Origin of the sequence: Mycobacterium sp. (genome assembly GCF_035633495.1) — a bacterium.
Classification (GTDB): domain Bacteria; phylum Actinomycetota; class Actinomycetes; order Mycobacteriales; family Mycobacteriaceae; genus Mycobacterium.
On sequence record NZ_DASQEU010000020.1, the window covers coordinates 74,687 to 89,503 of the forward strand.

The window sequence follows — 14,817 nt, forward strand, 5'->3', positions numbered from 1 at the left end:
GAATTCATGAGCCCCACAACCATTCCCGACCGAGCACGAGTCATCATCATCGGCGGCGGTGTCATCGGCGCGAGCGTGGCCTATCACCTGACCAAGCTCGGCCTCACCGACCTCCTGCTACTCGAGCAGGGTCAGTTGTCCTCGGGAACCACCTGGCACGCCGCAGGCCTGGTGGGTCAGTTGCGCGCCTCCGAAAGCGGCACACGTCTGGTGCAGTACTCAGGAGAGCTCTACACCGAGCTCGAAGCCGAGACCGGCCTCACCGCGGGCTACAAGCAGTGTGGTGGCGTGACCGTCGCACGCACCGAGGATCGGATGATCCAGCTGCGCCGAACGGCGGCCAACGCGGCCGCGTTCGACCTCGAGTGCGAGCTGCTCACCCCGCGGGAGGCGCTCGAACACTATCCGGTGATCCGCATCGACGACCTCGTCGGAGCCATCTGGTTGCCTGCCGACGGCAAGGCCAACCCCACGGACCTCACGCTGGCCCTCGCGAAGGGCGCACGGCTGAGGGGCGCTCGCGTCATGGAGCGCACCAGGGTCACCGGGGTCATCACGGAGCTCGGCCGCGTCACCGGCGTGCGCACCGACCGAGGCGACGTCGAGGCGGAGATCGTCGTCAACTGCGCGGGCCAGTGGGCCAAGCAGGTCGGTTCGATGGCAGGGGTCAACGTCCCGCTGCACTCGGCCGAACACTTCTACGTCGTCACCGAGCCGATCGTCGGCGTGCACCCCGACATGCCGATCCTGCGCGACCCGGACGGCTACACGTACTTCAAGGAGGAGGTCGGCGGCCTCGTCATCGGCGGCTTCGAACCGGAGGCCAAGCCGTGGGTCAGCCCGGACGCCATCCCATATCCCTTCGAATTCCAACTGCTGGAGGAGGATTGGGAGCACTTCCAGATCCTGATGGACAACGCCCTGCTGCGCATCCCGGTGCTGGAGGACACGGGTCTCAAGAAGCTGTACAACGGGCCGGAGAGCTTCACTCCCGACAACCAGTTCATCCTGGGCGAGGCCCCCGAGGTCGCGAACTTCTTCGTCGCCGCCGGCTTCAACTCGGTCGGCATCGCCTCCGCCGGTGGTGCGGGACGCGCACTGGCTGAGTGGATCGCGAACGGTTCCCCGACGACGGACCTCACCAGTGTCGACATCCGGCGCTTCGCGCCCTTCAACGGAAACAACAGGTGGTTGCACGACCGGGTCTCCGAGGTCCTCGGGCTGCACTACGAAATACCCTGGCCCAACCGGGAAATGACGACCGCGCGCCCCTTCCGCCGCTCGCCGGTACACCATCTGCTCGTCGCGGCAGGAGCCAACTTCGGCAGCCGGATGGGGTGGGAACGCGCCAACTTCTTCGCTCCGACCGGAGTCGAACCGGTCATCGAATACTCGTGGGGAAAGCAGAATTGGCTGCGCTGGTCGGCGGCGGAACAGGTGAGCACCCGCACCGCCGTCACCGTGTTCGACCAGACGTCGTTCTCGAAGTACCTGCTCGTCGGCCCTGACACGGAAGCGGCGTTGCAGTGGCTGTGCACCGCGGACATGGCCGTCGACATCGGCGCATGCGTCTACACGGGGATGCTCAGCGAACGCGGCTGCTACGAGTCCGACGTCACCGTGACGCGCACTGCCGACGACGAGTTCCTCATCGTGAGCAGCGCGGCCACCACCGAGCGGGACAAGGACCACATCAGGAGGAATCTGCCCGCCGGAACGCAGGCGCAACTCGTCGACGTGACGTCGTCGCTTGCGGTCTTCGGGGTGATGGGCCCCCGATCCCGGGACGTGCTCGCCACTCTGACCGATGCCGACTTGGGCGATGACGCCTTCCCGTTCGGCACCAGTCAGCGCATCACCCTGGGGTACTCGACCGTTCGCGCAACCCGCATCACCTACGTGGGGGAGCTCGGTTGGGAGCTCTACGTCCCGACCGAGTTCGCCGTCGGCGTCTACGAGGACCTGATGACCGCGGGCGCCGAGTACGGAGTTCGCCGCGGCGGCTACTACGCGATCGAGTCGTTGCGTCTGGAGAAGGGCTACCGGGCGTTCGGGCGCGAGCTGACCCCGAACGACAATCCGGTCGAGGCCGGTTTGCTGTTCGCCTGCAAGCTCCAGACCGATGTCGACTTCCTCGGCCGCACCGCCGTCGAGAAGGCCAGGGCCGAAGGTCCTCGCCGCCGCGTCGTCGGGTTCTCGGTCGACTCGGCGGACGCCATGCTGTGGGGCGGCGAGCTCATCCTGCGCAACGGCGACGTCGCCGGACAAGTCACGTCGGCGGCGTGGGCGGAGACGCAGGGAGCGTGTGTCGGCCTTGCGTACGTCCGATCCGCCGACCACGAGAAGGTCGACGCCCGGTGGATCGGCGCGGGGGACTACGAGGTGAGCGTCGGCGGCACACTGCACCCGATCACCTTGTCACTCAAGGCAATCTACGACCCGACCAACGCCAGGATCCGCTGACCGATGCGCGACCCCAGCGTCTCCACCGGCGATAGGATCGCGCCCGTTCCAAACACTCCGACACAGACAGGCGGCTCGTGAAGATACTGCTCACGACAAGGAGATGGACGCCCAACTCGGCCGGACCCTCATCGCCGTGTCGGCCGAAGCCGCCGACCTGGGGGAGGTCATGACGACGGCGGCCCGCGTCACCGACGGAGACTACGACTCCTGGTTCACCGAATGGTCGGCGACCGCCGAGGTCGCCCAGTCACTCGCCGAGCACGTGCTGCGCGGCGGTCACGTGGTGACGGCACGCAAGGCGTTCCTGCGCGCCTCGGAGTATTGGCGGCAGTCCTTCTTGTTCATCCGTCACGACCTCGACGACGAACGACTCGACTGCCACGCGGTGACCGTTGAGATCCCGTATGACGGCGTGTCGATGACCGGTTACCTGTTCCGGCCTGCAGACGCCGACACCCCACGGCCAACGGTTCTGGCGCCCTGTGGATTCGACTCGACCGCCGAAGCCGGTTACGTCGCCACCGGCTACATGGCTCTGCCCGCGGGTACAACTTCTTCGTCTTCGAGGGGCCCGGGCAGGGCGGCACGCTCTTCGAGCATCGGCGCACCTTCGGCCGGACTTCGAGGTTCCGTTCGCCGAGGCGTTCCGGTGGCTGCTCGACCAGGACGGGGTCCACCCGCACGCGGTGATCGTGATGGGGCGATCGTTCGGCGGGTATCTGGGACCGCGAGCGGCGGCCTTCGAGTCGCGGGTCGCCGCGCTCGTCGCCGACCCGGGGCAGTACGACTTCGCGTCCCGGATCCGAGGCTTCGCCAAGAGCCTGGGCCACGACGATCCCGAAGCGTTCCTGGCGCGCCTGCTGGCTGCCGACCCCGACCTCGACGCTCAACTGCAGGAGGCGCTCTCCGGTCCCCGCAACATCGAGTGGTACGGCTCGCGGATGGCCGCGATGGGCACCACCACCACAATCGGTGACTTCCTCCGCAAACAGCTGGAGTTCTCGTTGGACGGCATCGCCGGCGACATCCGCTGCCCGACCCTGCTCACCGTGGGTGAGGGCGACTTCGCGTCACAGGGCGAGCTGCTGTTCGAGCACCTGATGTGTGGGAGGCGACTGACGACCTTCAGCGAGGCCGAAGGTGCGGGTGGCCACTCCGAAGGCCTCGGCAGCACCCTTTTCGAGGGCTACGCGTTCGACTGGCTCGACCGGATACTCGGACGTGCTCAGGCTCCGACGGCGGAGGAGTAACCCGCCACACCGAAGAGGCAGATCACCCCACACAGAAGCAGCGTGCCGATCGCGAAGGGCCACGCCGCCTTGCGGAGCACCAGCCGGACGATGGTGACCACGGTTCCGACGACCCCGACGGCGAGCGCGACGATCAGGGCTGTGCCGACGGCCGTCACGGCTCCCTCTGCGCTGCACGTCTCCGGCGGGCAGTGGTCGAGGAAGGCGAGCAGAAACAATCCCATCACCGCCGCACCCGCCCCGGCGAGCACCGTCAGCACCAGAGCGATGATGGACACGGTCAGGTCGACCGCCGAGATGGGCGCCTTCCGCGGCGGCGGCGGGGGACACACCGCGTCAGATGGTCGGCTCGAGGTCGTCCCACCGCGTCATCAGGTTGTCCAGGATATCCTCGGCGTAACCGAGCCCGGCGAGGTGGCTCTCGCCGGGCAGCTCGTACAGCTCGGCGTCGGGTAGTCGCGAGACCACGTGCTGACCGTGCGCGAAGGGCACGATGTGGTCCTTGTCGCCGTGCCACCAGCGCACCGGCACCTTCACTTCGTCGAGGCGGAACCCCCAGTCCTTGGCGAAGACGACGACATCCGCGAACGGCGCCGCCATCTGCTTGCGGCTGCCGTTGAGCAGGTCGTCGAGGAACATGGCCTTGAACTCCGGGCGCGACAGGAGGCGGCGATCGCCTTCGGGCGATATCCGCGCGTACATGTCCACCGCACGGGAACCGAGTGGCCGGATCATCTTAATCAGCCCGACCGCCGCCAGCCGGAGCGGCATCCCGATGATCGGCATCAGCGGCGCCATCGTCGAGCCGAAGCCCATCAATCCGCCGCCGATGGCCTCGGGTCCCGTCGTGGGGGCGACACCGCCGAGGATGCCTGCCACGACGACGCGGTCCGGCATCGCCGCCGCGCAGGCCAGCGCGTAGGGGCCGCCGCCGGACAGTCCGATGATGGCCATCTCGTCGATGCCGAGGACGTCGGCGATCGTGCGCAGGTCGTCGGCGAAGGCGAGCACGTTCCGGTATTGGAACGGGGTGGACGAGCCGATGCCCGGCCGGTCGATACCGATCAGCCGGATGTTCTTACGCAGCGCGTAGGCCCTGGCCTCGACCGGGATCTGTCTGCGCGCGCCCGGAGTGCCGTGCAGCCAGAACACGGCGCGGCCCCTGGCGTCGCCGAACTCGGCGAAACCGATCTGACGGCCATCCCCGACGGCGACATTGCCTTCCAGCTTGGGACGTTCGATTGGCATGAGCATCCTGAGAGTGTCGCACGCGGGTTTCGCGCGTAAGCCCAGCTTGGAGGTACCGCTTCGGCGACTATGGGTGGGCGATCACCGCACGCGCCCGCGGCGGATGCGAGAATTTCACCGATGAGTGCCGTACGCGTCGTCCTCGCTGATGACGACGTCCTGCTCCGCGAGGGCCTTGCCAGCCTTCTCGGGCGGTCGGGTTTCGAGGTCGTCGGAGAGCCGGATCACCAACGTGGAGGACTTCGTCGAGACCGCGGCGCGGATCGCAGGCGGCGCGTCGGTAGTCGACCCCGCCCTCGTGCAGGAGTTGGTGTCGGCCCGTCGCCGCGACGACCCTCTCGAGGCCCTGAGCAACCGTGAGCGCGAGGTGCTGACGCTGATGGCGGAGGGCCTGTCGAACTCGGGGATCGCCGGACATATCTGGGTCACCGAGGGGACCGTCGAGAAGCACGTGCGCAGCATCCTGACGAAGCTGAACCTTCCCGAGACCCACGACGAGCACCGCCGCGTCCGTGCGGTGATCATGTACCTCGACTCGTTGTAGGTAGGTCCGGCTATCGGTGCGTTTCGACCAGACCCCTGATCGCGGCGGGCGACAGGGCGAACTTCGCCAGGAAGCCGAGGGGCCGGGCTGGCCGCGATCATCTCGGAGTAGTCCTGTTCGGAGTGCGTGGAGATGAGGATCGTCGAGGGCGCCGGCGTATCCGCCCGGTGCAGCTGCTCGACGACGTCGAATCCACTCTCGCCGTTCAGCTCGACGTCGACGAGCGTGACGTCGGGGCGCAAATCGGCGTAGCGGGCCAACGCCTCCTCCGCACTGCTTGCGACGCCGACGACGTTGATTCCGGCGCGCTCGAGGATGTCGGTCGCGGCGTCGCGGAAATCGGCACTGTCGTCGACGATCAAACAGCGCACGGGACACATTCGGAGAACCACACCAATTGATGGTGGCAGACGGTCCGGTGGGAGGCATTGCTGCTAGCCGGAATGTTCGCTGTGAAACCAACTAGCATCCGGTGCGATGACCGAACCACTGACGTCACCCGACGACACGCCCCACACCCGGTGGGAGACCTTGCGCGGCCGCATGTTGGCGATGCTGCTGCGGCCGACGGCCCGCCCGCTCGGCTGGGGCATCGTGGTCGCCGTTGGCTTCCTCGTCGCCGAGACGCTCATCGTGCTGTATCTGACGCGGGTCGCTCCTGAGAACGCCTTCGGGGCCATCTTCCTTCTCGGCGTGCTCGTCGTATCCGCCGGCTGGAACATCGGTCTGGCGATCGCGACCTCGATTGCCAGCACCCTGGTGTACCTCTTCTTCCACCTCGACGGCGTCGCGGCCGCACTGTTCGTGTTCCTGCCGCTGGCGCTGCTGGCCAACGTGCTGGCCGGGCAGGCCCGACTGCGTGCCGCCGAGGCCGAGCAACGCCGCCGAGAGGCCGATGCGTCGGCCACCCAGCAGGCCGCGCTGCGCCGCGTCGCGACCCTGGTGGCCAGGGGCGCCGATCCCGCCGACGTCTACCCCGTCACAGTCACCGAGTTGGCCCGCGGGCTGTGCGTCGAGCACGTCACGCTGGTGCGCTTCGACGACGGGCAGGCGTGCACCGTGCTGGCCGCGCGCGACTCCCCGGGGAAGGCGACTCTGCATGTCGGAGAACGACTCCCACTCGACGGTGACAGCCTCAGTCGCTCGATTCACCAAACCGGGAAGGCGGCGAGGATCGACGACTACGCGGACATGACGGGCACCATCGCCGCCCGGATGCATGGACTCGGTCTTCGCTCCGGCGTCGGCGCACCCGTCACCATCGACGACGAACCGCGAGGCGCGCTGATCGTCGGCTCGGTCCGCACCCAGCCGATGCCCCCCTACACCGAAGCACGAATCTGCGATTTCGCCGACCTGGTGGCCACCGCGATCGCCAATGCGGAGACGCGCGCGGAACTCAAGGCCTCCCGGGCGCGCATCGTGGCCGCCTCGGATCAGGCCAGGAGGAGGTTCGAACGCGACCTCCACGATGGCGCACAGCAGCGGATCGTCGCGCTGGGACTCGGACTTCGGACGATCGAAGCGTCGGTGCCGCCCGAGGACCTGGCCGTGCGCAAGCAACTCGACAACGTCATCAACGGCCTGGCGGACCTCTACACCAACCTGCAGGAACTGTCCCGCGGCATTTATCCGGCGATCTTGTCCAAGGGCGGTCTCGGACCGGCACTCAGGGCACTCGCGCGGCGTTCGGTGGTGCCGGTCAGCGTCCACGTCGACGTGGAGGGCCGGCTTCCCGAATCCGTCGAAGTCGCCGCCTACTACTTCGTCGCCGAAGCACTGACCAACGCCGCGAAGCACTCTCGGGCCTCGGGGGCCACCATCCGCGTGACGCTGGCGGCCGACGCACTCGAGGTCGAGGTCGCCGACGACGGCGTGGGCGGCGCAACGTCGGCGGGCGGAGGTTCCGGTCTCGTCGGCCTCAGGGACAGGGTGGAGGCGGTGTCGGGACGCCTCGACGTGTCGAGCACGCCCAGGGAGGGGACGACGTTGACGGCACGAATCCCGCAGACCGCGCTAGCCGATCCACCCGGCGGGCAGCCTGCTTGACCACGGCATCGCCACCTCGAGTTGAGCGGCGAGCTGGAGCAGGACCGTCTCGTCGGGAGCCATCAGCTGAACGCCGATCGGCAGGCCCGTCGACGTCACCCCGAGGGGAAGCGAAACCGCAGCCCAGCCAGTGACATTCGCCATCGTCGTCCAGCCCGTCGTGGCGAACTCGACGTCGAAGAACGCACGGGTGGTGCCGCGCGGCTGATTCAGCAGACCGTAGGGCGGCGGGGGAGTGAGCAGCGTCGGCACCAGCAGCACGTCATGGGCGGCCATGCCCGCGGCGAATCTGCGGGTTTGCGCGTGCACGGCGCCGATCGCCTCCGCGTAGGCGACGCCCGTCGTGGTGAAGCCCTCGCGCATCATCACCCAGCTGCTTGGCTCGAAGTCGTCCTCTTCGGGTTCGCGGCCGAGCAGTTGCTTGCCGAAGGCGTGCAGTTGAGCGTTGCTGACGGTGTGCAGGACGGCGATCGCGTCGGCGACGACGTCGGGGTCGAAGCTCGGGGCGCCGGCGTCCACGGAGTGGCCGAGGTCGGCCAGCACACGGGCCACCGATTCAACGGCGGCGACGACCTCTGGATGCGTCGGCGCGCCGGGGAACGGCGAGTCCGTGGTGGTGAGGATCCGCGTGGCCGCGGGCCGTTGCGCGATCGCCGCCAGGAACGGAGTGTCAGGTAGTGGCACGGTGTACGGATCACCGACGGCGGATCCGGTGATGACGTCGAGGAGGGCGGCGCTGTCGCGAACCGTCCGCGTGAGTGCGTGGCCGTTGACCAGACCCTCCATGCCCTGGCCCCCGTCCGGCGCGAACGAGCTGCGCCCGCGCCGCGGCTTCAGCCCGACCAGCCCACAGCACGAGGCGGGCACCCTGATCGAGCCGGTGCCGTCACCGCCGGACGCGGCAGGCACGACGCCCGCCGCGACCGCTGCCGCCGACCCGCCGCTCGATCCGCCAGGGGTGATGTCGGGCGACCACGGATTCGCCGTCGGACCGAACAAGAACGGCTCGGTGGTGCATTGGTTGCCCCACTCGGGAGTGTTGGTCTTCCCGAAAACGACCAGGCCGGCGTCCAGATAGCGTTCGACGGTCCAGGCCGACTCGGGCGCGACGTATGAGCGCAGCGCCCGCGAACCCATCGCCTCCGGCGTCCCGGCCAGTGACGACCCCAGGTCCTTGAGCAGGAAGGGAACGCCGGCCAGTGGACCCGCCTCGCCCGTGCGCAGAGCGCCGGAGTCGTCGAGCGCCCCCGCCTGCCGTCGACCGATGTCGAACAGATCGGTGATGACGGCGTTGAGCTGGCGGGCAGCGTCGAGCCGGGTGATCGCGGCGTCGACGAGTTCGACGGCCGTCAGCTCACCCGACGCGACGAGCTCTGCCTGACCGAACGCATCGACGGAAGCCAGCTCGCGAGCATGTTGGGAGTCCATTGGATCGGATCATGAAGGCTGGCACCGCGTTCGGCAACTCGACGGGCTTCAGCTGGGGTCGTCGACCGATTCCGTGCGCTTGTCCGCGACCCGGGTCTTGTACAGACTCGCGACCGTCGTGATGACCAACGTCACGATGATGATGCCGAGGCTCAGCAACGTCGGAATCTCGGGCACGGGCACTTTCTCGCCACCGTTGATGAAGGGCAGTTCGTTCTCGTGCAGAGCGTGCAGCACCAGCTTCACGCCGATGAAGAACAGGATGAACGCCAGCCCCTGCGACAGGTAGACCAGGCGCTTGAGCAGATCGCCCAGCAGGAAGTACAGCTGTCGCAGACCCATCAGCGCGAACACGTTCGCGGTGAACACGATGTAGGGCTCCTTGGTGAGCCCGTAGATGGCAGGGATCGAGTCCAGCGCGAAGAGCAGGTCGGTCGTGCCGAGCGCCACTATCACGAGGAACATCGGCGTCATCAGACGCTTGCCGTCCTCCTTGATCCACAGTTTGAGCCCGTCCCACTTGTCGGTGAGGGTCAGGTGCTTGCGGGCGAACTTCACCACGGCGTTCTCGGCGTCGTCGTCGTGCTCGGTGTCGCGGGCGAGTTTGATCGCGGTGTACACCAGGAACGCGCCGAAGACGTAGAAGATCCAGGAGAACTGGTTGATCGCGACCGCGCCGAGCGCGATGAAGATGCCGCGGAAGATCAGCGCCAGGATGATGCCGATCAGCAACGCCTCCTGCTGATACTTCCTGGGCACCTTGAAGCTCGCCATGATGATCAGGAAGATGAACAGGTTGTCGATGGACAGGCTGTATTCGGTCAGCCAGCCCGCGTAGAATTCGACGCCGTACTGGCTGCCGTGAGATGTCCAGACCCAGATTCCGAATGCCACGGCAAGTCCGATGTAGAACGTCAGCGCGATCGCGCACTCTCGGAATGTCGGCTCGTGCGGCCTGCGGGCGATGAAGATGATGTCAAACAGCAGGACGGCCACCGTCACACCGAGGGTGACGATCCATTCGATCTGCGTGACTTGCATGACTGAGGCTGCCTCCGGGCGTGGTCAAACGGCCGAGGTCTCTGCCACCGCACCGAGTGCGATCCAAGGCACCGGCTGCCCAGCGTTGGACAACGTGATGACGACACCGTGGCGAAGGAATACTCCCCTCGGCATCCAGTGTGTCAGACGACAACACCGACGGGAAATCAACCATCCCCACCGGATATCGGGAGTTCTCGAGCACCTCGTCGACGGGGCTCGACGAATTGGTGATGCCCAGAGCGATCAACACGTCCGCCGCGGTGACGAAGAGGCCGGCCCGGTACGTCCACTTCAAGCCTGGTTCTGGTTGCGCGGCAAAGTAAACGGCAAGAAGATCGGACCGACGATGTCGCAGACGAGGACAAAGAGTTGAATGCGGACGTAGCGCCAGAACTTCGCCATCCCGTCGATCTCCCTCCGCGCCGACCGCTGTTCGCGGTAAGCATTTCGCGGTAAGCATATTGTGAGCATCCCCGCACCCGTCGCCACGGGCGATCTGCGAATTCCCTGCACAGGACCGCAGTGAACAGGATGATCACGGGTGGGGGTTGACGATGTTCGAAACGATCGACAAGGGGCGTAGTACCGGCGGCCATCCCGCGCCGCTGGTCTTCATTCACGGCGCCTGGCATGGCGCGTGGTGCTGGGATGAGCACTTCCTGGACTTCTTCGCTGATCGTGGATATCACGCCGTGGCCATCAACCTGCGCGGTCACGGTGGGCGACCGGCGCCCAGGACACTCAACAAGTGTTCGATCGGCGACTTCGTCGAGGACGTCTGCGCCGTGGCGAACCGGCTACCCGTGCCGCCGGTCGTCATCGGCCATTCGATGGGCGGCCTCGTCGTGCAGAAGTATCTCGAGACTCACCGCGGGCCCGCCGGGGTACTGCTGGCGTCCGTGCCGACGCGGGGAGCCAACGGGTTCGCGATGCGCTGGGCGCGGCGACATCCGTGGAAGTTCACCATTTCGGCGATCACACGGAAGTCGTTGTTGCTGCTGGAGCGAGGAGGCGGTGCGGGGCTCCGAGGCGACTCCAAACGAAGTGGTCGCTCGTTGCGCCGACCGACTCCAGGAGGAGAGCTCCCGTGCGTCCTGGGATGGCATGGTGTTGAACCTGCCAAGACCTGAGCAGGTCACCGCACCGCTCCTGGTACTGGGGGCTGAACACGACGGATGCCTTACCACGACGGAGGTACGAGCCACGGCACGCGCCTACCGCACTGAAGCCGAGATCTTCCCGCGCATGGGCCACGACATGATGCTCGAGCCTGAATGGTCGGCGGTCGCAGAACGAATCGACGCCTGGCTCACGACCACCGGCCTCTGAACTACCTTGGGTGTGCGCCTTGACCGCCATTCGCGCGCGCCGTCTGCTCGGGTGGTTTTAGATGGTGTCCGTGATCCTGGACCTGCTGAGCCCCAGTATCGAGATCGGTCTGGTGACGACGAACCTCGAGGCGATGGTCGAGTTCTACGAGGGCTTCCTCGGGCTCGGACCCCAGGGCGAGATCGAGTTCGCCGATGGATCTCAGCGGCGGTACGCGCTCGGCGGCAGCGTGCTCAAGCTCGTCACGTATTCGACCCCGCCCGAGTTGCCGGTCACGCCGGGTGGCGGCCGGGTGCAGGCGGGGCTGAGGTACTTCACCATCGGCGTGCGAAACCTTCACGACGTCGCCGCCAAGGTCGAGGCCGCGGGCTACCAAATCGTCGAACCGCCTACCGAATTCGAGCCGGTCCCAGGGATGGGCTGGATGTTCATCGCCGACCCTGACGGCAACTCCATCGAGCTGTTCGGGACGCTGTGAGCCGATGTTCTCCATGACCATCGAGGACGTGTTCCTCATCAAGAACCGCGGCGTCGTCGCGACGGGCCGAGTGGAATCGGGCACCCTGCGACCCGGTGACGAGGTGAGCGTCAACGGTGGCCCCACCCTGCGCGTCGACGCCATCGAGGCGTTCCGCAAGAAGCTCACCGAAGCCACCGTCGGTGACAACGTCGGACTGGTGTTCACCGGTATCGAGAAGTCTCGGTTGGACCGCGGCGACGTGCTGTCGGCGCCAACGGTCCTCTAGTCCGGCGAGAATTGACCTACGTGGAGTTGACGAAGCGGACGCGTGCGCTCGCCACGGCATCTACCGCCTGACCCCGGTCCCTGGCGCCTCGCCCTCGAAGTAGCGCTCAGGCGGGCACCACCACGATGAGCTCGTTGCCCTTGCGCTCGACGCGCATCCCGGCGCGACGGGCCAGCGCGGCCACCGCCGACGCGTCGTTCGGCTCGGATCTGCTGGATGCCAGCACCCGGGCCAGCCTGCCCTTGTGCGACTTGTTGAAGTGGCTGACGATCGTCCGCCGGCCGTCGGGGTGTTCGGCGACGACGTCCACGTCGACGGCCCCCGGTAGCCTGCCGAGCGCCGCGTAGGAACCGGACCTCAGATCGACGACCACCTCATCGGTTGCCAGCCGGGCCAGCACGGGTTCCAGGACGGGACGCCATCTCGCGGCCAGCGTCGCGCCGCCGGGCAACTTCGAACCGGCCGACAGCCGATAGGCAGGCACGGCGTCGTCGGTGCGCAGCAGCCCGAACAGCGCCGAGCCGACGGCAAGTCGCGACCGGGCGCGCGAAGCCGCGGCGCCACGCAGGGATTCGACGTCCAGGGCGTCGTACAGGACGCCCGTGTAGCGCTCGATGGCGGGCATGGTCGGCGCGGTCAGCAGGGCTGCGTTGCGGTCGATCTCGCCGTCCTGCGACGCGGAGATGCCCAGCGCCCGCCGGGCCGCGGGACGGTCGGCGGCCAGGGCGACGAGCTCGTCGACGAGCGCGGCGCGAAGCGGCCCCAGCTCCGGTGAAGCCAGGGCATCCAGACGCAACGGCGGCCCGTCGCCTCCGTCACGTTTGGTCTCCGACGGCGGCAGCAGCACGATCACGGCGAAGAGGTTATCCGTAGGCCAGTAGCAGCGGGACACGCTGCTCGGCGGTGGTGAGCGAGCCGTGGTGTCCGACGAGTCCCGATTCGATGGGCTCCACCGTGCGTCGCACCAGCACCGTCGAGTCGCGGCCGGCCGCCACGACGTCACCGATCCGCTGCCGAACGCCGTCGGCGATCCGCTCACCGAACCAGCCCGCGGCGACGGCCTCGTCCCGTGACACCACCCACGCCCGATCGCCGAGTATCTCCCGCCAGGCCGCGAGCACTCCCTCCGCGGCGCCGTCGTCGGTGTAGACGTGCCGGGCCCGCGCCTCGCCGCCGATCGCGTTCACCCCGTCGAGCAGGGCCGCGCTCCCGTCGAGGTCCACCCGGTCCGCGTCGCCGACGCCGACCATGCCGTGATCCGCCACCACGGCGAGCAGCGCGCCGGGCGGCAGGCCTTCGACCACGGACTGCACCAACCGGTCGACCTGGCGCAGTTGCAGGCGCCAGGCCAACGAACCTGGGCCGTGAAGATGGCCGATGACGTCGAGGTCGCCGTGGTAGCCGTAACAGAAGCCGCGTCCCGCGATCGCCTCGTGCATGCCCGCAGCGAGATCGCCGAGTCCCTGCACACCGACGTAGCGGGCGCCTCGGAGCACGGCGCGGGTCAATCCGGAACCGGCGAACTGCGCGTTGGAGACGACGCTCACCGCGAAGCCCGCCGACGCCGCCCTCTCGAAGGCCGTCGGCAACGGTTGCACCTGCTCGGGTGGCACCGAGTCGCGCAGATCCTCGCCCCACGGGTGCGGCCGCCACCGCAGGGCGTTGATGACACCGGTACCGGGCAACATGAAGCTGTAACCGACCAAGCCGTGTTCACCGCTGCGGCATCCCGTGCCCACCGCGGCCAATCCCGCGGCCGTCGTCGAGGGGAAGCCGACGCTGAGCGTCTGCCCGCGGAGTTCGGCCAGTACGGGAGCGTCATCGGCGTAGGTGTTGAGCAGTTCGGCGCCGAGCCCGTCGATGAGCAACACGCTGGCGCCGGAAATCTCGTCGCGCAGGGGGATCCGGCGCTCGAAGTCGGAGGCGCCCAGCGCCGCCAACACCGATGGCACCACGTCGGCGAGGTGGGGGAGACCGGGATCGGGGCGCGGAAGGTCCACGACCGGAGAGCCTGCCACAGGCTCCGAGGCGCGGGCCATCGTCGACGGCGAATACGCTCACCCCATGCGACAGGGGGTGAACGGAGCGGTCGTGACGGCCCTGGGACTGAGCACAATTCTGCTGGGATGCGGCCCGACGGCGCAGACCCCCACGCCGACGAGAGGCGCCACCGTCGCCATCGAACCGCTGACGATCGGGTCGGCGGCGACCCTAATTCAAGGCAACCCGAACTCAGGCGAGGCCACTGCACTGTCGATCGGCACCGGTGCCGTCGACACGACGGGCGGATCGATTCCCGACGGCCAGATGGCCTCGCCATTCGACGTCAAGAACCCCATGGTCGGCCTCCTCGATCCGTTGTTGCTCAAGGCCATTCAGGACGCCGCTCAGGCCGCCGACACCGAAGGGGTCGCCGTGAGGTTGACGTCGGGTTGGCGGTCGAAGGGCTTCCAGAGGCGACTCTTCGACGAGGCAGTGGCCACCTACGGCAGTGTCGACGTCGCGAGCCAGTTCGTGGCGTCACCGGACGTGTCGATGCACGTTCTCGGCAGGGCAGTGGACGTGGGGCCCACCAACGCGGACGACTGGATGATCCGCAACGGCGCGAGGTTCGGACTGTGCCAGATATACGCCAACGAGATCTGGCACTTCGAACTCGCCGTCGACGCCCAGGGCAACTGCCCACCGCTGAGGCCCAACGCAGCTGGGTAGA

Annotated in this window: 14 protein-coding genes and 2 pseudogenes; 8 read left to right on the forward strand and 8 right to left on the reverse strand. The window is 67.6% G+C overall.

Annotation, left to right across the window (positions count from 1 at the left end):
- Positions 1-6: 6 nt before the first annotated feature.
- Positions 7-2,463 carry an FAD-dependent oxidoreductase gene (locus tag VET27_RS04345; RefSeq protein WP_526515486.1) on the forward strand — a complete coding sequence of 819 codons (2,457 nt, stop codon included), beginning with the start codon at positions 7-9 and terminating at the stop codon, positions 2,461-2,463.
- A gap of 250 nt (positions 2,464-2,713) precedes the next feature.
- Here VET27_RS04345 and VET27_RS04350 read toward each other — a convergent pair whose 3' ends face one another.
- Positions 2,714-2,848, reverse strand: coding sequence for a hypothetical protein (locus VET27_RS04350; protein ID WP_526515488.1), 135 nt, complete (start codon positions 2,846-2,848; stop codon positions 2,714-2,716).
- 100 nt (positions 2,849-2,948) lie between these two features.
- On the opposite strand from VET27_RS04350, the gene VET27_RS04355 reads away from it, so the two are divergent.
- A complete protein-coding gene (locus VET27_RS04355; protein WP_526515490.1) occupies positions 2,949-3,716 on the forward strand; it encodes an alpha/beta hydrolase family protein in 768 nt (255 codons plus the stop codon).
- On the opposite strand, the gene VET27_RS04360 is transcribed toward VET27_RS04355, so the two are convergent.
- Complete coding sequence (locus VET27_RS04360; protein ID WP_526515492.1) at positions 3,692-4,048, reverse strand: hypothetical protein; 357 nt, start codon at positions 4,046-4,048, stop codon at positions 3,692-3,694. The genes VET27_RS04355 and VET27_RS04360 overlap by 25 nt on opposite strands.
- A gap of 4 nt (positions 4,049-4,052) precedes the next feature.
- The gene (locus tag VET27_RS04365) at positions 4,053-4,970 is read right to left on the reverse strand and encodes an alpha/beta fold hydrolase (protein WP_526515494.1); all 918 of its coding nucleotides are present in this window, start codon (positions 4,968-4,970) and stop codon (positions 4,053-4,055) included.
- Between the two features lie 114 nt (positions 4,971-5,084).
- Here VET27_RS04365 and VET27_RS04370 point away from each other — a divergent pair.
- A pseudogene (locus VET27_RS04370) lies at positions 5,085-5,508 on the forward strand (response regulator transcription factor).
- 164 nt (positions 5,509-5,672) lie between these two features.
- Here VET27_RS04370 and VET27_RS04375 read toward each other — a convergent pair.
- Positions 5,673-5,888: pseudogene (locus VET27_RS04375) on the reverse strand (response regulator); the annotation flags it as partial.
- A 97-nt stretch (positions 5,889-5,985) separates the two neighbouring features.
- Here VET27_RS04375 and VET27_RS04380 point away from each other — a divergent pair.
- Positions 5,986-7,557 carry an ATP-binding protein gene (locus VET27_RS04380; RefSeq protein ID WP_526515496.1) on the forward strand — a complete coding sequence of 524 codons (1,572 nt, stop codon included), beginning with the start codon at positions 5,986-5,988 and terminating at the stop codon, positions 7,555-7,557.
- Here VET27_RS04380 and VET27_RS04385 read toward each other — a convergent pair.
- Together VET27_RS04385 and VET27_RS04390 are read right to left on the reverse strand one after the other, a co-directional pair.
- Positions 7,525-8,985 (reverse strand): amidase, encoded by a 1,461-nt coding sequence (locus tag VET27_RS04385; RefSeq protein WP_526515498.1) that lies wholly within the window; start codon positions 8,983-8,985, stop codon positions 7,525-7,527. The genes VET27_RS04380 and VET27_RS04385 overlap by 33 nt on opposite strands.
- A 48-nt stretch (positions 8,986-9,033) precedes the next feature.
- Positions 9,034-10,026: a TerC family protein gene (locus tag VET27_RS04390; protein WP_526515500.1), complete on the reverse strand. Its 993-nt coding sequence runs from the start codon at positions 10,024-10,026 to the stop codon at positions 9,034-9,036.
- Positions 10,027-10,583: 557 nt separating this feature from the next.
- Between VET27_RS04390 and VET27_RS04395 the strand changes: the two genes are divergently transcribed.
- From VET27_RS04395 to VET27_RS04405, 3 genes are all read left to right on the forward strand, one after another.
- Positions 10,584-11,159, forward strand: coding sequence for an alpha/beta hydrolase (locus VET27_RS04395; protein WP_526515502.1), 576 nt, complete (start codon positions 10,584-10,586; stop codon positions 11,157-11,159).
- 263 nt (positions 11,160-11,422) lie between these two features.
- Positions 11,423-11,836, forward strand: a complete 414-nt coding sequence (locus tag VET27_RS04400; protein ID WP_526515504.1) for a VOC family protein — start codon at positions 11,423-11,425, stop codon at positions 11,834-11,836.
- A gap of 4 nt (positions 11,837-11,840) precedes the next feature.
- Complete coding sequence (locus VET27_RS04405) at positions 11,841-12,104, forward strand: EF-Tu/IF-2/RF-3 family GTPase (RefSeq protein WP_526515506.1); 264 nt, start codon at positions 11,841-11,843, stop codon at positions 12,102-12,104.
- Between the two features lie 106 nt (positions 12,105-12,210).
- On the opposite strand, the gene yaaA is transcribed toward VET27_RS04405, so the two are convergent.
- Positions 12,211-12,957, reverse strand: a complete 747-nt coding sequence (yaaA, locus tag VET27_RS04410) for a peroxide stress protein YaaA (protein WP_526515508.1) — start codon at positions 12,955-12,957, stop codon at positions 12,211-12,213.
- A 10-nt stretch (positions 12,958-12,967) separates the two neighbouring features.
- Positions 12,968-14,104, reverse strand: coding sequence for an alkaline phosphatase family protein (locus VET27_RS04415; RefSeq protein WP_526515510.1), 1,137 nt, complete (start codon positions 14,102-14,104; stop codon positions 12,968-12,970).
- Between the two features lie 64 nt (positions 14,105-14,168).
- Between VET27_RS04415 and VET27_RS04420 the strand changes: the two genes are divergently transcribed.
- Positions 14,169-14,816 carry a M15 family metallopeptidase gene (locus tag VET27_RS04420; RefSeq protein WP_526515512.1) on the forward strand — a complete coding sequence of 216 codons (648 nt, stop codon included), beginning with the start codon at positions 14,169-14,171 and terminating at the stop codon, positions 14,814-14,816.
- Position 14,817 lies beyond the last annotated feature (1 nt).

Coding starts and splice junctions, on each gene's coding strand:
- VET27_RS04420 (WP_526515512.1), top strand. CDS start 14,169: ATGCGACAGGGGGTGAACGGAGCGGTCGTGACGGCCCTGGGACTGAGC.
- VET27_RS04345 (WP_526515486.1), top strand. CDS start 7: ATGAGCCCCACAACCATTCCCGACCGAGCACGAGTCATCATCATCGGC.
- VET27_RS04390 (WP_526515500.1), bottom strand. CDS start 10,026: ATGCAAGTCACGCAGATCGAATGGATCGTCACCCTCGGTGTGACGGTG.
- VET27_RS04380 (WP_526515496.1), top strand. CDS start 5,986: ATGACCGAACCACTGACGTCACCCGACGACACGCCCCACACCCGGTGG.
- VET27_RS04385 (WP_526515498.1), bottom strand. CDS start 8,985: ATGGACTCCCAACATGCTCGCGAGCTGGCTTCCGTCGATGCGTTCGGT.
- VET27_RS04405 (WP_526515506.1), top strand. CDS start 11,841: ATGTTCTCCATGACCATCGAGGACGTGTTCCTCATCAAGAACCGCGGC.
- VET27_RS04365 (WP_526515494.1), bottom strand. CDS start 4,970: ATGCTCATGCCAATCGAACGTCCCAAGCTGGAAGGCAATGTCGCCGTC.
- VET27_RS04395 (WP_526515502.1), top strand. CDS start 10,584: ATGTTCGAAACGATCGACAAGGGGCGTAGTACCGGCGGCCATCCCGCG.